General features: G+C 58.4%; 20 protein-coding genes. 12 read left to right on the top strand and 8 right to left on the bottom strand.

What is annotated here, in order from left to right:
- The first annotated feature begins 278 nt into the window (after positions 1–278).
- The 3 genes from AC2TEL_RS10825 to AC2TEL_RS10815 all read left to right on the top strand — a co-directional run bounded on the left by AC2TEL_RS10825 (position 279) and on the right by AC2TEL_RS10815 (position 2,004).
- The gene (locus AC2TEL_RS10825; RefSeq protein ID WP_480903815.1) at positions 279–983 is read left to right on the top strand and encodes a DUF533 domain-containing protein; all 705 of its coding nucleotides are present in this window, start codon (positions 279–281) and stop codon (positions 981–983) included.
- Between the two features lie 127 nt (positions 984–1,110).
- Positions 1,111–1,278, top strand: a complete 168-nt coding sequence (gene rpmG / locus AC2TEL_RS10820) for a 50S ribosomal protein L33 (protein WP_037309480.1) — start codon at positions 1,111–1,113, stop codon at positions 1,276–1,278.
- A gap of 219 nt (positions 1,279–1,497) precedes the next feature.
- A complete protein-coding gene (locus AC2TEL_RS10815) occupies positions 1,498–2,004 on the top strand; it encodes a membrane lipoprotein lipid attachment site-containing protein (protein WP_480903812.1) in 507 nt (168 codons plus the stop codon).
- Positions 2,005–2,205: 201 nt separating this feature from the next.
- Here AC2TEL_RS10815 and AC2TEL_RS10810 read toward each other — a convergent pair whose 3' ends face one another.
- Together AC2TEL_RS10810 and AC2TEL_RS10805 are read right to left on the bottom strand one after the other, a co-directional pair.
- On the bottom strand, positions 2,206–2,943 hold the full coding sequence (locus AC2TEL_RS10810) for a Bax inhibitor-1/YccA family protein (protein WP_480843791.1): 738 nt from the start codon (positions 2,941–2,943) through the stop codon (positions 2,206–2,208).
- A 173-nt stretch (positions 2,944–3,116) separates the two neighbouring features.
- Positions 3,117–3,335 (bottom strand): DUF1127 domain-containing protein, encoded by a 219-nt coding sequence (locus AC2TEL_RS10805; RefSeq protein WP_480843790.1) that lies wholly within the window; start codon positions 3,333–3,335, stop codon positions 3,117–3,119.
- Positions 3,336–3,462: 127 nt separating this feature from the next.
- Between AC2TEL_RS10805 and AC2TEL_RS10800 the strand changes: the two genes are divergently transcribed.
- On the top strand, positions 3,463–4,344 hold the full coding sequence (locus AC2TEL_RS10800; RefSeq protein WP_480843789.1) for a LysR family transcriptional regulator: 882 nt from the start codon (positions 3,463–3,465) through the stop codon (positions 4,342–4,344).
- A 5-nt stretch (positions 4,345–4,349) separates the two neighbouring features.
- Here the strand turns inward: AC2TEL_RS10800 and AC2TEL_RS10795 are convergent, their stop codons facing one another.
- Positions 4,350–5,306 (bottom strand): NADPH:quinone oxidoreductase family protein, encoded by a 957-nt coding sequence (locus tag AC2TEL_RS10795; protein ID WP_480903809.1) that lies wholly within the window; start codon positions 5,304–5,306, stop codon positions 4,350–4,352.
- 337 nt (positions 5,307–5,643) lie between these two features.
- Between AC2TEL_RS10795 and AC2TEL_RS10790 the strand changes: the two genes are divergently transcribed.
- The 3 genes from AC2TEL_RS10790 to AC2TEL_RS10780 all read left to right on the top strand — a co-directional run bounded on the left by AC2TEL_RS10790 (position 5,644) and on the right by AC2TEL_RS10780 (position 8,302).
- Positions 5,644–6,015 carry a helix-turn-helix domain-containing protein gene (locus AC2TEL_RS10790; RefSeq protein ID WP_480843787.1) on the top strand — a complete coding sequence of 124 codons (372 nt, stop codon included), beginning with the start codon at positions 5,644–5,646 and terminating at the stop codon, positions 6,013–6,015.
- Positions 6,016–6,060: 45 nt separating this feature from the next.
- Entirely contained in the window at positions 6,061–6,852 is a 792-nt protein-coding gene (hisN, locus tag AC2TEL_RS10785) for a histidinol-phosphatase (protein ID WP_480843786.1), read from the top strand.
- 115 nt (positions 6,853–6,967) lie between these two features.
- On the top strand, positions 6,968–8,302 hold the full coding sequence (locus AC2TEL_RS10780) for an 8-oxoguanine deaminase (RefSeq protein WP_480903807.1): 1,335 nt from the start codon (positions 6,968–6,970) through the stop codon (positions 8,300–8,302).
- A gap of 3 nt (positions 8,303–8,305) precedes the next feature.
- Here the strand turns inward: AC2TEL_RS10780 and guaD are convergent, their stop codons facing one another.
- Entirely contained in the window at positions 8,306–9,595 is a 1,290-nt protein-coding gene (gene guaD / locus AC2TEL_RS10775) for a guanine deaminase (RefSeq protein ID WP_480903804.1), read from the bottom strand.
- A 139-nt stretch (positions 9,596–9,734) separates the two neighbouring features.
- Here guaD and mgtE point away from each other — a divergent pair, with 139 nt between their 5' ends.
- Positions 9,735–11,129, top strand: coding sequence for a magnesium transporter (mgtE, locus tag AC2TEL_RS10770; RefSeq protein WP_480843783.1), 1,395 nt, complete (start codon positions 9,735–9,737; stop codon positions 11,127–11,129).
- Positions 11,126–11,698 (top strand): 5-formyltetrahydrofolate cyclo-ligase, encoded by a 573-nt coding sequence (locus AC2TEL_RS10765; RefSeq protein ID WP_480903801.1) that lies wholly within the window; start codon positions 11,126–11,128, stop codon positions 11,696–11,698. Before mgtE ends, AC2TEL_RS10765 begins: the two co-directional genes overlap by 4 nt.
- Before the next feature lie 3 nt (positions 11,699–11,701).
- On the opposite strand, the gene AC2TEL_RS10760 is transcribed toward AC2TEL_RS10765, so the two are convergent.
- Positions 11,702–11,935, bottom strand: a complete 234-nt coding sequence (locus AC2TEL_RS10760) for a putative hemolysin (RefSeq protein WP_480903798.1) — start codon at positions 11,933–11,935, stop codon at positions 11,702–11,704.
- A gap of 89 nt (positions 11,936–12,024) precedes the next feature.
- Between AC2TEL_RS10760 and AC2TEL_RS10755 the strand changes: the two genes are divergently transcribed.
- The 3 genes from AC2TEL_RS10755 (at position 12,025) to AC2TEL_RS10745 (ending at position 15,550) form a co-directional block, all read left to right on the top strand.
- A complete protein-coding gene (locus tag AC2TEL_RS10755; protein WP_480903796.1) occupies positions 12,025–12,837 on the top strand; it encodes a TIGR00282 family metallophosphoesterase in 813 nt (270 codons plus the stop codon).
- Between the two features lie 91 nt (positions 12,838–12,928).
- On the top strand, positions 12,929–14,707 hold the full coding sequence (locus tag AC2TEL_RS10750) for an SLC13 family permease (RefSeq protein ID WP_480903793.1): 1,779 nt from the start codon (positions 12,929–12,931) through the stop codon (positions 14,705–14,707).
- Positions 14,708–14,803: 96 nt separating this feature from the next.
- Positions 14,804–15,550 (top strand): YbaY family lipoprotein, encoded by a 747-nt coding sequence (locus AC2TEL_RS10745; protein ID WP_480903790.1) that lies wholly within the window; start codon positions 14,804–14,806, stop codon positions 15,548–15,550.
- A gap of 10 nt (positions 15,551–15,560) precedes the next feature.
- On the opposite strand, the gene AC2TEL_RS10740 is transcribed toward AC2TEL_RS10745, so the two are convergent.
- The 3 genes from AC2TEL_RS10740 to AC2TEL_RS10730 all read right to left on the bottom strand — a co-directional run bounded on the left by AC2TEL_RS10740 (position 15,561) and on the right by AC2TEL_RS10730 (position 18,898).
- Positions 15,561–17,222, bottom strand: coding sequence for an FAD-binding dehydrogenase (locus AC2TEL_RS10740; RefSeq protein WP_480903787.1), 1,662 nt, complete (start codon positions 17,220–17,222; stop codon positions 15,561–15,563).
- 11 nt (positions 17,223–17,233) lie between these two features.
- Positions 17,234–18,091 carry a bile acid:sodium symporter family protein gene (locus tag AC2TEL_RS10735; RefSeq protein ID WP_480903784.1) on the bottom strand — a complete coding sequence of 286 codons (858 nt, stop codon included), beginning with the start codon at positions 18,089–18,091 and terminating at the stop codon, positions 17,234–17,236.
- Between the two features lie 72 nt (positions 18,092–18,163).
- Positions 18,164–18,898 carry a glutamine amidotransferase gene (locus AC2TEL_RS10730; RefSeq protein WP_480903781.1) on the bottom strand — a complete coding sequence of 245 codons (735 nt, stop codon included), beginning with the start codon at positions 18,896–18,898 and terminating at the stop codon, positions 18,164–18,166.
- Positions 18,899–18,902 lie beyond the last annotated feature (4 nt).

The following is an 18,902-nucleotide window of genomic DNA, read 5'->3' as shown; positions in this document are numbered from 1 at the left end:
GATCCAACCTTGCGTGGGTTGTTTGTTTTTTGGAACAAATACGCAAATATCACGGAATCGTGATGTTTTCAAATGATGCCTTTGATCTGCAACTTTGCGCCGGTTTTCACGTCGCGATTTGTTTTCCGGCCCAAAATCCGAAATTTGGAATATGGTGCGGAAATGCACGCCGCGTGCCCGGGACAGTTCCAATGGCGCGCTCGGAATTTGATAGGTCTCTATATTTTCAACTGCAAATTACTCGACGAAAGCACGACTCGTTAAAAGGGAGAAATGTCATGAGTTTCATAAAGGCGCTGGCCTCGGTTGCCGTTGGATTTGCCGCGGCAAAGGGGATGGAGAAATACAAGCAAATGGGTGGAATGGCCGGGTTGCAGGACATGATGTCCGGGGCAGGTGGGGGATTTGGCGTCGATCAGCTTGGCAAGCTGGCTGAACAGTTCGGCATGCCGGGCGGTGCAGGCGGCTTGCAGGAAATGATCGGCAAGCTGGGTATGGCCAACCGGACTGGCGCGGCCGGCCTCGGCGGATTGATGAACGCCATGCAAGGGGCCGCGAAAACCGGCAGCCAGCAGACCGCAGAAATGATGGAGACTGTATTCAAAGGCACTCCGGGCGGCGCGGCGATGGAAGAGCAGGCCAAGCTGATGTTGCGGGCGATGATCCAGGCGGCCAAGGCTGACGGAGAGCTGGACGCGCAAGAAAAGCAAACGATTCTTGAAGAGCTGGGCGACGACATCAGTGATGAGGAACGAACCTTCGTGCAGGAACAACTGGAAGCACCGATGAACGTTCTGGGGTTGGCGGCAGATTGCGCGGCACCACTCAAAACGCAGGTCTATGCCACGTCGCTGGCGGCGATTCGTCTGGATAATGAACGCGAGGCGTCCTATTTGCGGCAGCTGGCCTCGGCCTTAGGGCTGACGGACGCCCAACGAAAGCAGATCCATACTTATATGGGTGCACCGGCCTTACCCGCCTGAGCGGGGTATCAATCCTCGGTCGTCATGGGTGCGAATGCCCTTGACATGGGCTGTGCAGAGCGTAAAAGCGCACGCTCATAGGAATTCAACCGAAGGGCCCCTGCCTTTTCGGACGCAGGAGATAACCATGGCGAAGCCGACGACAATCAAGATCCGTCTGAACTCGACCGCGGGCACGGGCCACTTCTATGTGACCAAGAAAAACGCTCGCACCATGACCGAGAAAATGACCATTCGTAAGTACGATCCGGTCGTTCGGAAGCATGTCGAGTACAAGGAAGGCAAGATCAAGTAATCTGCCGTCCAACTTGGACAGTTTCAAAAGGGCTCTGCCACGCGCAGGGTCCTTTTTTGTTTGTCCGCAAGGTGCATGGTCTGTTGAACGTGCAATTTCGTGGTAGTCCAGCCGTTGCAGAGGCGCATCAGGCGTTCGGGTATTCTGAATCAGGGCGGCTTGCTTTTTCGTGCAGCGTACCGCTACGCTTCAGCTAACCGTTCCAAAATGTTGACCGTCATGAAAAAAATCATATTGCCCGCACTGGCCGTACTGACGCTTACCGCCTGTGAAGATCCGTTCAACCGCGAAGGTGTAGGATTCACCGGAATTGACGGTGAACCCCGCACGATTTCCGACGTTCCCGGCGCCGCAGCCTTTCTTCCCGAGGCCACGAATGTACCCGCGGAACTTGCTGAGCTTCCGACCATTCGGGTAACATCCGACAAGGTAGAGGCAGAGAAACTGGCCGGCGTCGCCATTGATAACGGTGGCCGCTCTGGCGCGAACGCGGTGGAACTGACAGGCAGCGATACCACGCTGTACCTGAGCACCGTCGATGTGAACGGGACCCTTTACGGTGTTCTGCGCACCGTGAACAACAGCACAAGGGTTGATACTTCGATCGGTTCGATCTTTGGCCAGGAAACCGAGCGTTTCACCGGCTGTCTGCCTGCAGGGGATGTTTATGGCAAAGGCTCGTCCGAGCGCAGCTCGGGTTTTGCGGTGCCGCTGAACTGCAGCTGACGAAAACAATCAGACCCGGACATTCACCCCCGCCAGATTGGTGGGGGTTTTCCGTTTAGACGTGTAGTGGCTGACCAGGTATGCCCTTTACGGTCTGCTTGCCAACCTGCCGGCGACAGTGATTGCAGCCATTCCGAAGGAAAACAAAAAAGGGCGGGTCGCGCAGGACTCGCCCTTTAAAGAAATGGTATTGTGCTCCGATTATTCGCGGCTGCCCAGCAGTTGCAGCAGGAACATGAACATGTTGATGAAGTCGAGGTACAGGTTCAGTGCGCCCATGATGGCGGCTTTGCCCAACCACTCTTTATCGCCCGAATGGGCCATCTGCAGGTATGTGTTCTTGATGTTCTGCGTGTCGTAAGCCGTCAGGCCAGCAAAGATCAGTACGCCCAGAATCGACACCGCGAACATGATCGCCGGTGATTGCAGGAACAGGTTGATGATCATTGCAACAATCAGACCGATCACGCCCATCATCAGGAACGTACCCATGCCGGACAGGTCTTTCTTGGTCACGTAGCCATACAGCGACAGACCTGCGAAGGCGATTGATGTAACCAGAAAGACCTGAGCGATGGAGATGCCGGTGAAGGCAACGAAGATCCAGCTCAGGGACAAGCCCATGATCGCCGCAAAGGCATAGAAGAACAGTTGCGCTCCGGCCGCCGATAGGCGGTTGATAGCTGCGCCAAAGGCGAAGACCATGATCAGCGGTGCGAACATCACGATCCAGCCCAGAATGTTCGGGCTCAGCGTGATCGGGTCGCGGAATACCGACAGCAATTGCGGGCTGGTGCCAACAGCCCAGGCCACCGCAAAGGTGATCAGCATACCTACGGACATCGTGCCGTAGACTTTGTTCATATGGGCGCGAAGGCCCTCATCAATCTCGGCAGCGCGCGCACCGGCCGCCGTCCGGATCGTGTCGAATTGTGCCATAAAGGATCTCCCTTCAAATTTCTGTGCTCAGCCCGCGATTGCGGGCCGGCTTCCCTGCAAATATCGGAGAGAGTGGCTTGTGTTTCAAGAGTTTTAGGCCCAATTCTCAGCAAAACTGTCAACAAATCTGGCGGCTTGCCCGATCAAGCCGCCAATTCGGTGCTCAACTTCAATTAATACAGGTGTTTACACCAGTAGTCCGGCGCATCCCAGATCGGGCGATCAGCCTCGGCGCGCGCTTCGGCGCGGGTTACCCCGATATCCTCGAGCGCTCGGTCGTCGAGCCTCGCCAACGCGCGACGCTGCTTGGCCAGGCTCAGCAGACGCCAAAGTTTGCTGCCTTGACCGGATCGTGTCAGTCCAAGTGGTTTTTTGATCGCAATTTGGGTCATGGCTTTTGCCCTTTCGTCGTTATGTGATGAAGTTTGCGGTATGGATCAAACTTCTTGATCTATATGGCGTACCATGACATATTTTAAAAATGAATGTTTATGAAGAGTCCCATAAGGAATCTTGAAGATGCGAAATTTGGATATAACCACCCTGCGGTCTTTTGTTGCCGTTGCTGATCATGGTGGGGTTACGCGCGCCGCCGGGTTTCTGCATCTGACGCAATCTGCGGTTTCGATGCAGCTCAAACGGTTAGAGGAGTTGCTGGACCTGGACTTGCTGGACCGCAGCGGACGGACAATCGCCCTGACCGCGTCCGGTGAACAGTTGCTGGCCTATGCCCGGCGGATGATCGCATTGAACGACGAGGTGATTTCCAAGCTGACAGACCAAGCTTTTGAAGGTGAGGTCGTACTGGGCGTGCCCCACGACATCGTCTATCCGGCGATCCCACGCGTGTTGCAGCGGTTCAATGCGGATTTCCCACGTGTCCGGGTGCAATTGGTGTCCTCATACTCTCTGCAATTGAAAGACATGTTTCAACGCGGCGAATGTGACTTGATTCTCACGACCGAGGCATCAGGCGCAGAAGGTGCGGAGACCATCGCGGAATTACCGCTGAGGTGGATTGGTGCTCCGGGTGGGTCCGCATGGCGGAAGCGTCCCATCCCACTGGCACTGGGGCGTCGGTGCCTGTTCCGGCCGCAGGTGATTGCCGCGCTGGATGAGGTCGGCATTCCTTGGGAATTGTCGGTTGAAACCGAAAACGACCGGACGATCGAGGCAACGGTCAGCGCCGATCTGGCTGTTCACGCCATGTTGGACGGCACCGAGGCCGCGCATCTGGAACAAATCGACTCGGGCGGGGCGTTGCCAGAGCTGCCCGGTCACAAGATCAATTTGTACGGGGGCGATCGGGCCCGCGATTCTGTGGTGGATGCGTTGGCTGCTTTGGTCCGGCAGAATTTTCACATGCTGGGACGCACGCCACTCAAGGCCGTCGTCGGGTAAATCGGTTAGGGCGTAATGACGATCTTTCCGGTCGACTTGCGCTCTTTCAGCAATTGCATACCGAGCGCGACGTCGCGCAAAGGCAGAACGTGGCTGATATGCGGTTTGATCCGACCCTCGGCGTGCCAGCGAAACAGGGTGGCAAAGCTTTCGTGAATTACGTCGGGGCGGAATTTCAGGTAGCCTCCGAAATAGACGCCAATCACGGTCAGGTTCTTGACCAGCAGATGGTTCGCGGGAATCTGCGGTACGTCCCCGCCGGCGAAACCTATGGGCAGCAGACGTCCCTCGGGGTTTGTGGCGCGGAAGGCCGCTTTGAAGACGTCCCCGCCGATCGCATCATAGACCACATCGGCCCCGCCCAGTGCGAGAACCCGTTCGCGCAAATCCTCGTCCGCATCCACCAGGTGATCGGCACCCGCGTTTTGAGCAATGGCCAGTTTCTCGGACCCTCGCGCCTGGGCGATGACCGTGGCCCCCATCAATTTGCCCAGTTCAACCGCTGTAAGGCCAACGCCACCGGCAGCGCCTGTCACCAGCAGGGTTTCCCCAGGTTGCAACCGCGCCCGATGATGCAGTGAAACGTGGCCGGTGCCGTAGGCGATCAACATCGCAGCGGCGTCCTCAAAGCTGATTGAAGCGGGTAGGGGAATGACCCGGTCAGCGTCAAAGACACCAAATTCGGCCAGCCCACCCTGCCCCGAAAAAACCGCTACTCGGTCTCCACGCTTCAGGCCAGAGACGTTTTTGCCGATCTCATCGACAATCCCCGAGATTTCCATACCCAGTGTAAATGGGGCATCGGGAGTTTCCTGATACGTACCCTTTTGCATCAGCAAATCCGCAAAATTCAGGCCGCAAGCCCGGATATCCACGCGGACCTGCCCATCGGCCGGCGTTGGTACTTCTGCGTCGCAAAGCTCGGCTCTGGAGCCGCTGGATTTTACTCGATATGCCTGCATGTCAGCCCTCCGGTTTCGGCGCATTGATGGGCGCGGGCGAGCTGTTGTCAATTCCAAAGGCAAGCCGCGAATGATGATTTCGAGACGGCCTGCCCCGGCTGCGACATTGGGTCCTATCAGCCGGGTGCCAGAAGGGTACAACCGTAAACAACTATTCGTGGTTGTGAATTCAACCTGCTTGAAAAAAAATTCGAATGCGGCAATATTGGTTGGGTAGTGCCGGTCTGGGGGCCTGTTCCGGATTAGGGAGTTCTTAAGCAGCAACCCGCTAGTTTTGCGGTGATGGCTGCTGTCGTTTTATCCCGGTCGGTTGTTTGTGTAACAGAGGAGAATACCAATGACCCATCACGTCGATGTCCATGTGGGCAAGCGCGTCCGACATCGCCGCTGGCTGATTGGCATGACCCAGCAGCAGCTGGCGCAGCAAGTTGGTATAAAATTTCAACAGATTCAAAAGTATGAAACGGGTGCCAACCGGATAAGTGCTTCGCGTCTTTGGGACATTGCCGAGGCGTTGGAGGTTCCCGTCAGCTTTTTCTTTGAGGGGCTTGAAGAAGTTCAAAAGGACGAATCCGAAAAGAGTTCGGTGCCGGCCGATCTGATGGGGGACAAAGAGGCGCTTGATCTGGTGCGGTCCTATTATTCGATCCCGGAAAACCAGCGTCGTCGTCTTTTTGAATTGGCGCGTGTTCTGAGTGACGTTGCCTGAGACGATCATCTTGACTTTGGGGTTGCGCCATCGCACGGGTAGCGCATGCGAAACTCTCCTCTCAGCGATCTAGAGATTGCCGAAGAAATGGCCGACGCAGCGCGTGCGGCCATTCTTCCGTTTTTCCGCCAGTCCGACCTGAAAACCGACAATAAACTGGATGCGGGGTTCGATCCCGTCACCGTTGCCGACCGCGAGGCAGAACAGGCGATGCGTGCCGTTCTGGCCATGCACCGGCCCGAAGATGGGATTCTGGGCGAAGAATTTGGTCAAAGCGCGGGCACCAGCGGGCGGACCTGGGTGCTTGATCCGATTGACGGAACGCGTGGTTTCATCAGCGGCACACCAACCTGGGGCGTCCTGATTGCCCTAAGCGCCGAAGACGGCCCTTTTTTGGGCGTGATCGACCAACCTTATATCGGAGAACGGTTCATAGGCGGTGAGGGGCAGGCATTCGTTCATGGACCGACCGGCAAGACCGACCTGAAAACCCGCGCGACCGGTTCGTTGGATCAGGCAATTGTCTTCACTACTTTCCCGGAAGTCGGCACAGCGGCAGAGGGCGAGGCGTTTCGGGCCGTGTCCCGTCGCGCCAAACTCACCCGATACGGTATGGATTGTTATGCTTACGCTTTGCTGGCCGCGGGGCAGGTTGATCTGGTGATCGAAGCGGGTTTGAACGCTTATGACATTCAGGCACCGATCGCATTGATTCAGGCCGCAGGCGGGGTCGTCACCGACTGGCAAGGTCATCCTGCGCATGACGGCGGTCGGGTGCTGGCCGCGGCCAATCCCGAGATACATGCCGCAGCCTTGGAGGTTTTGCGCGCCTATTGAACCCGGTTGCCGCGTCTTGCGGCCCGGGTTATCATCGCTACGGCTGGTTCTTGAGCCCGTTTTCCACCAGCCGACACTCCTTTGCATGAGGCGGGCAAATGCAGGAGTGCGCGATATGCCGGAAATTTTGATCCAAGACGCCGATTCGGTCCTGACAATGGACGAAACCCGCCGGGAATTGACCGGTGCCGATCTGTTGATACGTGACGGTCAGATTGTCCAGATAGGCCACGGGTTGGCGACAACCGGAGAGGTGCATAGCGCCAAAGGCTGCGTCGTCACGCCCGGATTGGTCAATACCCATCACCATCTCTATCAGACGTTGACCCGTGCGGTACCCGGCGGACAGGATGCGCTGTTGTTTGGCTGGCTGAAAACGCTGTACCCGATCTGGGCCCGGTTCGGCCCGGAAGAGATGTTCGTGTCCGCGCAGATCGGATTGGCCGAGCTGGCATTGTCCGGATGCACGCTCAGTTCCGATCACCTGTACCTGTATCCCAACGGCGCGCGTCTGGAAGATACGATTTCGGCGGCGGCAGAGTTGGGTTTGCGGTTCCACCCCACACGAGGCGCGATGAGTATCGGTGAAAGCGATGGAGGGTTGCCGCCGGACGGGTTGGTCGAAACCGAGCGTTCTATTCTCGAAGATATGATCCGGGCTGTGGATGCCTTTCATGATCCATCTGAGGGCGCCATGTGCCGGGTGGGTCTGGCGCCATGCTCTCCGTTTTCGGTAAGTCGAGAGCTAATGCGGGATACTGCCCTGCTGGCGCGGGACAAGGGTGTGATGTTGCACACGCATTTGGCCGAAAATGATGAGGATATAGCCTATTCTCAAGCGCAATTCGGATGTCGTCCCGGACAGTATGCCGAGGATCTGGGGTGGACCGGGTCCGACGTCTGGCACGCCCATTGTGTGAAGTTGGACAGTGGCGAGATCGACCTTTTCGCCCGCACCGGTACGGGTGTGGCCCATTGCCCTTGCTCGAATTGTCGGTTGGGGTCGGGTATCGCTCCGGTCCGGGCGATGCGGGATAAGGGCGTTAAGGTTGGATTGGGTGCAGACGGATCGGCCAGCAACGACAATGGCAGCCTGTTTGTCGAGGCGCGCCAGACCATGTTGTTACAGCGCGTCATCAACGGTGCCGACGCAATGTCCGCCCGTGAGGCGCTTGAGATCGCGACCCGAGGCGGGGCCGACGTCTTGAACCGGCCGGATTGTGGGCGCCTGATGCCGGGAAAACGCGCAGACATCGCGATCTGGGACGCCGGCAGCATCGAAAGTGCCGGCAGCTGGGACCCGGCCGCACTGTTGCTGGCCGGTCCACCAAAGGTCAAACATCTGTTTGTCGAGGGTCGGCAAATCGTCCGCGATGGTCAGATTACCACACTGGATTTGCCCCGTGTGATCGAACGGCAAAACAAGTTGGTTCGCGCCTTGCAGGGATGAGGTTTAGTGTGTCGCGGGCTTTCCCGCGATCCACACATCGGCGACGGCGCGGTCGTCGCCCATCATGATAGTGGGGAAAATGGCCTCCCACAGATCGTCTGCATTGGCTTCGCGCTGCGCTATGGCCGGGGTTGAGGCGAGGTCTAGAACAACAAGATCGGCCTCCATTCCCGGTGCGACGTTGCCGATGCTGTCGTCCATCCGCAGCGTTCGGGCTGATCCAACGGTCCCGAGCCACAGCAGTTGCGCTGGATGCAGAGGACGGCCGCGCAACTGGCCGATTTCATAGGCCGCCGCCATGGTCCGCAACATCGAAAAGCTTGAACCGCCGCCTGTATCTGTGGCCAAACCGACCCGATGCCCATCGCGGATGAGCCCGTTCATGTCGAACAGACCAGAACCGATAAAGGTGTTCGATGTCGGACAGTGAATAAGCGCGGCGTCCACTTCGCGCAGCCGGTCGCGTTCCCTGGGTTCCAGATGGATGACATGGCCGTACAGACCCCGTCCTCCCAACAGGCCAAACTTCTCATAAGTCTCAAGGTAATCCCGTGCATCTGGAAACAGGGACTTTACCCACTCAATTTCGTCGGTTTGCTCACTCAGGTGAGTTTGCATCAGGCAGTCCGGGTTTTCAGCCCACAACGCGCCCATGGCTTCAAGCTGTTCGGGCGTTGACGTGGGCGAGAACCGCGGTGTGATCGCATAAGAGATTCGACCCACCCTATGCCATTTCTCCAACAAGGCTTTGGATTGATCATATCCCGTCTGGGCCGTGTCCCGCAGCCCTTCGGGCGCATTGCGGTCCATGCAGGTTTTTCCCGCTACCACACGCTGCCCGCGTTCCTGCGCCGCTTGGAAAAAGGCGTCTACGCTTTCGGGGTGAATGGTGCAGAAACTGCACATGGTCGTGGTACCATGGGCCGTAGTGAGGTCCAGGTAGCGGTTGGCAATCTCGGACGCGTATTCCGGCGCGTCGAACTTCATCTCCTCGGGAAATGTATAAGTGTTCAGCCAGTCAATCAGGCGCTTTCCCCAACTGGCGATCATGGCGGTCTGCGGATAGTGAACATGCGGGTCGATGAAACCAGCCATGATCAGTTGATCGCCATAGTTTTTCACCTGCGCTTCGGGATGCGCGGCAGACAGGTCCGCTGCCGAGCCCACAGCAGAAATATGTGCATCCTCGATAAGGACCGCTTCGCTGATCTTGGTGGCTTCGATCGGTTCACCATCGAATGGTGAGCCGGTGAAAGTCAGCACGCGTCCTTTCAACAGCGTCTTTTGCGCCATGAGTTCTGTTCTCCGCCCTTTTTGAACCGCCCATCAGCATAAGGGGGCGAAAGATGCGGGTAAATCGGAGCATTGTCATTGTTTTCCGGTAGCTGCTTCTTCTATTTAAGGGCCAATCGCCGAAAAAAGGGGGCAGCGCATGACGACAGGCAATGACGAGGTCAAACCCGACCAGCCCCATGACGAGGACGCCTATGCGTTGGACCGCCGGACGGTTGCGGCAATTCTCTACGCGGTGGACGTGGATGATCGCGACAAGCTGATCGAGTTGATGGAGCCACTGCACCCGGCTGACATCGCTGACCTTCTTGAACAGATCAATCCCTATGACCGGGCGCGCCTGATCCGCCTGTATGACAAGGAATTCGACGGCGACATCCTGTCGGAGCTGGACGAGGCAGTACGGGAAGAGGTGATCGGCGTACTGAAGCCGGACGTTCTGGCCGAAGCGGTCCGCGACATGGAAAGCGACGATGTCGTCGACCTGCTGGAGGATCTGGAGGAACCACAGCAGGAAACCATTCTGGGCGCACTGGAGGATTCCGAGCGTATTGCCGCTGAACAGGCGCTGTCATACCCGGAAAACTCGGCCGGTCGTCTGATGCAGCGCGAAGTGGTCATGGCACCGGACCACTGGACCGTCGGTCAGGCCATCGACTTCATGCGCGCCAATGATGACCTGCCCGAGCAGTTCTATTACGTCATTCTGGTCGACCCGCGGCTGAAACCCGTGGCGCAGGTGACGCTGGGCAAGCTGATGGCGACGCGGCGCGAAGTTTTGCTGAGGGATATCACCGATGAGGAACTGCACATCATTCCGGTCGATCAGGACGAAGAAGATGTGGCTTATGCCTTCAACCAGTACCACCTGATCTCGGCCCCGGTGGTGGATGCAGACGGGCGGTTGGTCGGTGTCATCACCATCGATGACGCGATGGTCGTTCTGGATGAAGAGTATGAAGAAGACATGCTGCGCCTGGCGGGTGTCAGCGACGAAAGCTCGATCTCGGACAGTGTGGCCGCCACCAGTAAGCGGCGACTGCCATGGCTGGCAGTGAACCTGTGTACGGCCATCTGTGCCTCGCTGGTGATCTCGCAATTCGAGGCGGCGATCGATCAGCTGGTGGCGCTGGCTATTCTGATGCCGATAGTCGCCTCAATGGGGGGGAATGCCGGAACGCAATCCCTGACTGTGGCCGTGCGCGCGCTGGCGACACGCGACCTTACGGGCTCGAACGTGGCGCGGGTGATCCGGCGCGAGTTGCTGGTCGGCCTGCTCAACGGGCTGTGTTTCGCGATCGTGTTGGGGACCGTGGGGATGATGTGGTTCGACTCTCCGATGCTCGGTGTCGTGATCGGTTCAGCCTTGGTCGTGAATATGATCATCGCCGGCTTCGTGGGTACGGTAGTACCGGTGGTGCTGGATCGTCTGGGTGTGGACCCGGCGCTGGCATCGGGAACTTTCGTGACAACCACGACGGATGTCATGGGGTTCTTCATATTCCTTGGCCTTGCCAGCGTGGTGCTTTTGTGACCGAAACAACTGATCTGACCGAAATCAAAGCTGTCGCGCGAAAGGCTGCTTTTGCCCGCCGCAAAGCTGCATTCGATGCGCGCCTGCCTGGCGCTGCAGGGCGGCTGTCCGAAGTTCTGGCTGGTCACAGGGGCGTGCCCCTGTCCGGCTACATGCCCATCCGCACGGAAATCGACCCACTGCCGGCGATGGCCGAGGCCTCGGCCTATGGTCCTGTCGGAGTGCCGGTGATTCAGGCCGCCGGGCAGCCGCTCCGGTTTTCCCGCTGGACCCCCGAAGGCGCGCTGAAAGACGGGCCGTTTGGGGCCAGGGTGCCGGAAATTGACGACTATTTCGATCCTGAAATCCTGATCGTCCCACTGGTTGCTTTCGATGCGCAGGGCGGCAGGTTGGGATATGGCGGCGGGTTCTACGACCGCACGCTGCAAGGATTGCGCGCCAGGCGTCCGACGCTTGCCATCGGATTTGCCTTTGACGCTCAGGAGGCCGAAGGACTGCCGTTGGAGCCGACGGATCAGCCTTTGGATATGGTCATTACCGAAAGCCGGGTGCTGACGTTCCGGTCGTGACCGTCAGCCCGTGTGATTCTCGCGGAAGTAGTCCCAGGTATCGACCTCGCGCCCGTCTGACAGAATGCACACGCCTGTCTGGCCATCTGCACCGTCTCGGATCTCGTAACGATGGCCGCTGTCTGCGCAAAATGTAGCCGCCGGGTTAGCCAGTTGAGCCGTATCGCCCGAAGACGGGGCTTGCTCGCAGGCGGCAAGCGTCACGACAGCGACAGTTGTCAGAAGAAAACGGTGCATCAAATTCCTCCGTGAGAAATCGTTTCAACAGGTTATGTCCGCAGCTTAACCGCTTGTGCTTGTCCGACACCACACTTAGGACAGATTGAATGAGAATACTTTTTCTGGGTGATGTCATGGGGCGCGCAGGTCGCGCCGCGATACAGCAACATCTGCCGCGTTTGCGCGAAGAATGGCGGCTGGATTTCGTTGTGGTCAATGGCGAGAACGCCTCGAATGGAATGGGTCTGAGCGGGGATCATGCCAAGCTGCTGCTGGCGGCCGGGGCCGACTGCCTGACACTGGGCGATCACGCGTTCGACCAGAAGGATATGCTGCAATTCATCGAGAATGAACCGCGCATCATTCGCCCGGTGAATTTTGCAAAGGGTGCGCCGGGTCGGGGGTATCGCCTGTATACGGCGCCCGGCGGTCGCAAGGTGCTGGTGGTTCAGGTGTTGGGACAGGTGTTCATGAAACGCCCATTCGACGATCCGTTCTCGGCTGTCGAACCCATCCTGAAATCGCATCCGCGTGGCGGTCAGGCGCAAGCCGTAATTGTCGATATGCATTGCGAGGCAACGTCGGAAAAGATGGCGATGGGCCATTATTGCGACAAGCGCGTCAGCCTGGTGGTTGGTACGCACACCCACGTACCGACAGCGGACGCGCAAATTTTACCAGGTGGCACCGCTTACCTGACCGATGCGGGCATGTGCGGCGATTACGATTCGGTCATCGGCATGGACAAGGTGGAGCCGATGCGCCGCTTTATCACCGGCATGCCCAAGACACGGTTCACGCCCGCCGCCGGCGAGGCGACACTGAGCGGTGTATTCATTGAAACGGACGACCGGGACGGGCAGGCTAAGTCCGTTCACATGGTCCGCGTGGGCGGTCGGCTGCAACAGGCAGGCCCCTGAAGTGCACGTCAGGCTTGCTCTGCCCCTGTCAATGCGAGAAACTGCCCGTCAGGCGCGTTGGCCAGGTTAGGGTTCGGACAGAATACCACGAATGCAATTCCTTCAACTGACAGATATGGGCAGTGCAATTCTGGCGCTGGTAATCGTTGCGGGCATGTTCGTCATGTTCCTGCGCGAAGTTTACCCGACTGAAGTGGTGGCAATAGGGGGCGTCGCCGTGATGCTGGTGACGGGTATTTTGCCATATCAGAAGGCGCTGGCCGTGTTGTCCAACCCTGCACCTTGGACCATCGGCGCCATGTTCATCATTATGGGCGCATTGGTTCGCACCGGTGCGCTGGACGCGTTCACCTCGACGGCGCAGAAACAGGCTCAGGTCAACCCACGTATCGCCATAGGTCTGTTGATGGCATTCGTTATCCTGGCTTCGGCGGTGGTGTCGAATACACCCGTCGTCGTTGTGATGATCCCCGTCTTTGTTCAGATTGCACGCACTCTCGGCGTGCCGGCGTCCAAGTTGCTGATTCCGCTCAGCTATGCCGCTATCTTAGGTGGAACGCTTACGCTGATCGGCACCTCGACCAACCTGCTGGTCGACGGTGTGGCGCGGGCGCAAGGCATGAAGGCCTTTACGATTTTTGAAGTCACACCTCTGGGAATCGCGCTGGTGATCTATGGAATGATCTACCTGCGCTTTGTCGCACCGCGCCTTTTGCCGGATCGGGACAGCATGGCCTCTATGCTCAGCGACCGGTCCAAGATGAAGTTCTTTACCGAGGCTGTGATCCCCCCCGACAGCAACCTGATCGGGCGCGAGGTGACTGGGGTTCAACTTTTCAAGCGACCCGGTGTGCGTCTGATCGACGTGATCCGGGGCGATGAATCGCTGCGGCGGAACCTGAAAGGCGTTACGCTGAACGTCGGAGACCGGGTTGTTCTGAGAACCGAGATGACCGAGTTGCTGAGCCTTCAGAGCAACCGGGAACTGAAACGCGTCGATCAGGTCTCGGCGGTCGAAACAAAGACCGTCGAGGTCCTGATTACTCCCGGTTGCCGCATGGTCGGACGAACGTTGGGCGCGATGCGGTTGCGTCGCCGCTATGGTGTCTATGTGCTGGCGGTGCATCGTCGGAACCAGAATATCGGACGGCAACTGGACGATCTGGTGGTTCGGGTTGGCGATACTCTGCTGCTCGAAGGTTCGCCCGCCGACATCCAGAAGCTGGCCGCTGATATGGATATGGTGGATGTCACACAACCTTCGGCCCGCGCCTTCAGGCGCAGCCACGCGCCGATCGCCATCGGTGCGCTTACCGGCATCGTCGTTCTGGCCGCGCTGGGCGTGGCGCCGATCCTGTTGCTGTCGATCCTTGCGGTAGCCGTGGTTCTGCTGACCCGCTGCATTGATGCTGATGAGGCTTTTTCCTTTGTCGAGGGCCGCCTGCTGGCGCTGATCTTTTCGATGCTCGCCATCGGGGCGGCGCTGGATGCCTCGGGCGCGGTATCTCTGATTGTCGAAGCCGTGGCGCCCGGGTTGGGAATGCTGCCTCCGTTCCTGATCATCTGGGCGGTTTATTTGCTGACGTCAGTGTTGACCGAGCTGGTTTCGAACAACGCCGTGGCTGTCGTGGTTACGCCTATTGCTATCGGGTTGGCGCAGGCGGTCGGCATAGATTCACGCCCGCTTGTGGTGGCGGTGATGGTCGCGGCTTCTGCCTCTTTCGCCACACCCATCGGGTATCAGACCAACATGATGGTCTATGGTCCGGGCGGGTACAGGTTCACCGACTTTTTGCGGGTCGGCGTGCCGCTGAACCTGACCGTTGGGCTACTGGCGTCGCTGCTGATCCCCCTCATCTGGCCTTTGTAGAACCGGCGCAGAACCGCCGAAAAAGTGGCAATGGTCTTGTAAACGCTTATCCAGAACCGATCTTTTCTTCAAAGCTCTTGAAAGAAGGACGGGACGATGTCTTTTCCAAGGATCGGTACGGCCATTGTGGCCGGTGCAATTATTTTGACCCTTCTGGGCAGCATCAGCTCGGCCGGAACCGTGACTGGAACTGCGACGTACCGGGAACGGATTGCGCTTCCGCCCGAAGCAACGCTGTATGTAGAGCTGCAGGACATCTCTCGCGCCGATGCTGCTGCGGTGACCTTGGCCGCTCAGCGCTATGCGCTGAACGCAGTGCCTGCTGAGTTTAAGCTGACATATGACGAGGATCTGATTCAGGACGGAATGATCTATGTGGTCCAAGGGTCGATCTACGACGGGGACAGATTGTTGTTCACTACGGATACCGCCTATCCAGTGTTGACCAATGGCGAGGGCAACTCATCAGATCTCGTGTTGGTTCAAGCGGGAAGTCAGGGCGCCGCGATGCTCGAGAATACGAAATGGATCGCCATCGGGTTGAATGGCGAAGCGCTCGACAGTGAACGCCGCCCTGAGATTGCATTCGAAACCGGCGGGGCGTTTGGTGGCAGCGGCGGCTGCAATCGGTTTACCGGTCAGGCAGAGATTTCAGGCAACAGTCTGGATTTCCCGGATAATATCGCCGCGACCCTGATGGCGTGCCCTCCGGAACTGGAAGAGATCGAGCGCGCGTTTTTTGATGCGCTGCAGGGCGTTGCAACCTATGCGGTCGCTGGCGACAGCCTGGTGATGCTGGACAGCGCGGGTGAACCGACGTTGAAATTCGTCCGCCCGCAATAGAGCAGGGCCGTCAGGCGATCGCCCGAGACCGTCCCGCATTGCGCCCGGAGAATATGCATCCGCCCAGAAACGTGCCTTCCAGCGCGTTGTAGCCGTGATAACCACCACCGCCGAAACCCGCGACTTCTCCGGCGGCAAACAAGCCCGGGACAACCTGCCCATCCGATCCGATCATCTGACTGTCCAAATTGGTTTGAAGGCCGCCCAAAGTCTTGCGAGTCAGGACGTGCAGCTTGACCGCGATCAGCGGCCCGTTTGAGGGATCCAGGAACTTGTGCGGCTTGGCGGTACGGATCAGTTTGTCCCCGCGATAGTTGCGCGCAGCAAGGATAGCCATCATCTGCGCGTCTTTCGAAAATGGATTGTCCACTTGCGAATCCCGCGCTTCGATCTGGGCGCGCAGGTGCGCCTCGTTTATCAACCCGTCGCCAAGATGGTTCATGCCGTTGACCAACTCGGTCAACGTATTGGCAACGACGAAATCCTCACCTTTTTCCTTGAAGGCCTCAACCGGAGCTGTTGCCTTTGCGCCCGAGAGAATACGTTGGCGGATCACCTCTTTCCAGCTGCCCGACGTGAAATCGGGGTTCTGTTCGGAACCCGAGAGCGCAAACTCCTTCTTGATCACTTTCTGCGTCAGGACGAACCAGCTGTATTCATACCCGGTTTTCAGAATTTCGCGCAGCGTACCGAGCGTGTCAAACCCCGGCAGGCAGGGCGGTGCCAGCCTGTTGCCTTCTGCATCGAACCACATCGAGCTGGGCCCCGGAAGAATGCGAATGCCATGCAAAGGCCAGATCGGGTCCCAATTCCGCACGCCCTCGGTGTAGTGCCACATCCGGTCGCCGTTGATCACATGTCCGCCAGCCTTTTCGCTGATCGGGATCATTCGGCCGTCGACGTGGAACGGGACGCCCGCAACCATGTCCTGCGGCGGTTCTCCCAGCCGGTCGCGCGGCCAGTTCTTGCGAACCATTTCGAAATTGCCGCCGATGCCGCCAGATGTAACGATGACAGAAGGTGCATAGACCTCAAACTCGCCAACCTCATCCCGGTTGGTCTTTCCTCCGCGCTGAGCCGTGTCTTCGGCCAAAACTTCTCCTGACACACCTTTGGCGCTGCCGTTTTGCATGATGATGTGGCTTACCTGATGGCGGAATTTCAGTTCAATCAGACCGGCACTGATGTGCTCACGGACTCGGCGGATGAAATGCTCCAACACACCCGGTCCGGTGCCCCAGGTGATGTGAAACCGCGGCACCGAGTTGCCGTGACCGTCCGCAAAAGATCCGCCCCGCTCGGCCCAGCCGACAACCGGGAACCAGCGCAGTCCCATGCCGTGCAGCCAGGGGCGCATCTCACCAGCGGCGAATTCAACATAGGCCTCGGCCCACTTGCGGGGCCACGCGTCTTCGTCCCGGTGAAACTGCGCGCTGCCCATCCAGTCACGCAGGGCAAGATCGTGGCTGTCGCGGATGCCCATCCGGCGTTGCTCGGGCGTGTCGACCATGAACAGCCCGCCGAGGCTCCAGAACGCTTGCCCGCCCAGAAAGTGTTCCGGCTCCTGATCCAGAACGATCACCTTTTTGCCGCGATCACCCAACTCGGCAGCGGCGGCCAGGCCAGCAAGTCCGCACCCGACGACGATTGCATCAGCAGTGTTGTTGGTCATGTGGCGTCCTTTCAGCGGGAACGGAACCAGACGATAAACGGAACGACGACAGCGTACATCGTAATGCCATACACGGCGGCGGGCAGCGCCAGTGGGCTAAACCCGCTTTCTGTGCCGGTGATCAATGCGGCCAGCGTGATGCCCATCGTCGAGTTCTGGATGCCGGTTTCGATCGAGATCGTCTTACTCTCGTCCCATGACAGATTTGCGGCGCGTGCCAGACCCAACCCAATTAGCAACAAAGCCACATTCAATGAAATCAAGCCAGTGCCCATCACGGCAAGATTGTCGGTAAACAGTTGCCAGTTCCCGGCCAATGCAGCCAGCACGATCAGAACGAATAATACAGTGGCGGCTTTCGACAAGGGGCCGTCAATTCGATCAGCGAACCCGCGCGCGAAACGGCGAATGCAGACACCAGTGGCAACGGGCAGAGTTGTGATCAGAAAAAGGGCAATGGCCAGACCGCTGATGGAGACTTTCGGCGCTGCTTCACCCATGAAGTATGATATGGACCAAGCCGCAAGGATCGGAACGGTCAGGATAGACAGCAGGCTGATGACAGCCGTCAGACTGACAGACAAGGCCACATCGGCTTTGGCCAGCTTGGACAGAATGTTGCTGGTCACGCCGCCGGGGCAAAAGCTGAGCAGCATGAAACCAACGGCGATCTCTGGCGGCAGGGCCAACAGCATGACCGTGACGAAGGCCGCGACAGGAAGTATCAGCACCTGGCAAAAAGCGCCGATGGCAAAGGCATGGCGACGGGCCAGGACGCGCCTGAAGTCAGCTACCTCAAGCCCGATCCCCAGCGATAACATGATGATGGCCAGCGACAGTGGCAGGCCTACATTGATAAGCAGATCCAAGAACAACTCCTCCCAAAGCCGTTCGGATCAACCTATGCGAGGGGCAACGGATCAGGCAACCTCGCCGTTGGGTCACCCGTATCGCTGGACGAACCGCCGCAGGATTTCACCGGGTTGCGTGACGTCGGCCGCGTGGCAGATCTCGATCAATCGCTGGGCATTCTCGGGCGGGAAGTATCCGTGATCCTTGTAGATGTTGATGCGTTGCTCGAAATCCCGCGCGTCCGCTTCCGGGTGGAACTGCGTCGCGTAGACATTCTGACCCCAGCGGATCATCTGAATCGGACAAGGCGCCGAGGCCACCAGATGCACGCAGCCGTCAGGCAGTTTCTGCACGGCCTCCTTGTGCCCCACAAAGGCGTCGAATTCGGAGTGCAGGCCTGCGGTCAGCGGATCCCGTGAGCCGTCTTCGGTCAGGTGGCAGGTCGAAGGCCCGACCGGTTCTCCATACTGATCCTTGCTGACCTCTCCGCCCAGATGCGCCGCCAGGATACCCAACCCATAGCAGCACCCCATAAAGGGATGATCCTGCGCGGTGATCTGAGGCATCAGCCCCATGATGGCAGCTTCGATCCGCGCATCCAAAGACGATTTCGTTGCCGGATCGTCACTGACACAACCCGGACCCCCGCCAACAATGACACCAGCATAATCCGTGACATCCAGCCCCTCAGGCAGATCCTCGCAATCCAGCCGAATGCGGTGGGCATGCTCGGGCGACAGGTCGCTGCGGTTCAGGATCGATGCGAATTCGGCGTCCGACGCATCGGTTTCCGGGCGCAACTGCAGGATCAAAAAGCGTTTCATGCGA

The organism is Ruegeria sp. HKCCD9138 (genome assembly GCF_057220975.1).
Note: the sequence above shows the minus strand (reverse complement) of the source record. Positions and strands in the feature narration are given on the sequence as shown.

What these genes read in the sequence shown, in the direction of transcription:
- AC2TEL_RS10740 (WP_480903787.1), bottom strand. Translation starts at nt 17,222, where the DNA reads ATGACCAACAACACTGCTGATGCAATCGTCGTCGGGTGCGGACTTGCT.
- mgtE (WP_480843783.1), top strand. Translation starts at nt 9,735, where the DNA reads ATGACGACAGGCAATGACGAGGTCAAACCCGACCAGCCCCATGACGAG.
- AC2TEL_RS10760 (WP_480903798.1), bottom strand. Translation starts at nt 11,935, where the DNA reads ATGCACCGTTTTCTTCTGACAACTGTCGCTGTCGTGACGCTTGCCGCC.
- AC2TEL_RS10815 (WP_480903812.1), top strand. Translation starts at nt 1,498, where the DNA reads ATGAAAAAAATCATATTGCCCGCACTGGCCGTACTGACGCTTACCGCC.
- hisN (WP_480843786.1), top strand. Translation starts at nt 6,061, where the DNA reads ATGCGAAACTCTCCTCTCAGCGATCTAGAGATTGCCGAAGAAATGGCC.
- AC2TEL_RS10755 (WP_480903796.1), top strand. Translation starts at nt 12,025, where the DNA reads ATGAGAATACTTTTTCTGGGTGATGTCATGGGGCGCGCAGGTCGCGCC.
- AC2TEL_RS10750 (WP_480903793.1), top strand. Translation starts at nt 12,929, where the DNA reads ATGCAATTCCTTCAACTGACAGATATGGGCAGTGCAATTCTGGCGCTG.
- AC2TEL_RS10810 (WP_480843791.1), bottom strand. Translation starts at nt 2,943, where the DNA reads ATGGCACAATTCGACACGATCCGGACGGCGGCCGGTGCGCGCGCTGCC.
- guaD (WP_480903804.1), bottom strand. Translation starts at nt 9,595, where the DNA reads ATGGCGCAAAAGACGCTGTTGAAAGGACGCGTGCTGACTTTCACCGGC.
- AC2TEL_RS10790 (WP_480843787.1), top strand. Translation starts at nt 5,644, where the DNA reads ATGACCCATCACGTCGATGTCCATGTGGGCAAGCGCGTCCGACATCGC.
- AC2TEL_RS10825 (WP_480903815.1), top strand. Translation starts at nt 279, where the DNA reads ATGAGTTTCATAAAGGCGCTGGCCTCGGTTGCCGTTGGATTTGCCGCG.
- AC2TEL_RS10730 (WP_480903781.1), bottom strand. Translation starts at nt 18,898, where the DNA reads ATGAAACGCTTTTTGATCCTGCAGTTGCGCCCGGAAACCGATGCGTCG.
- AC2TEL_RS10805 (WP_480843790.1), bottom strand. Translation starts at nt 3,335, where the DNA reads ATGACCCAAATTGCGATCAAAAAACCACTTGGACTGACACGATCCGGT.
- AC2TEL_RS10780 (WP_480903807.1), top strand. Translation starts at nt 6,968, where the DNA reads ATGCCGGAAATTTTGATCCAAGACGCCGATTCGGTCCTGACAATGGAC.
- rpmG (WP_037309480.1), top strand. Translation starts at nt 1,111, where the DNA reads ATGGCGAAGCCGACGACAATCAAGATCCGTCTGAACTCGACCGCGGGC.
- AC2TEL_RS10745 (WP_480903790.1), top strand. Translation starts at nt 14,804, where the DNA reads ATGTCTTTTCCAAGGATCGGTACGGCCATTGTGGCCGGTGCAATTATT.
- AC2TEL_RS10800 (WP_480843789.1), top strand. Translation starts at nt 3,463, where the DNA reads ATGCGAAATTTGGATATAACCACCCTGCGGTCTTTTGTTGCCGTTGCT.
- AC2TEL_RS10795 (WP_480903809.1), bottom strand. Translation starts at nt 5,306, where the DNA reads ATGCAGGCATATCGAGTAAAATCCAGCGGCTCCAGAGCCGAGCTTTGC.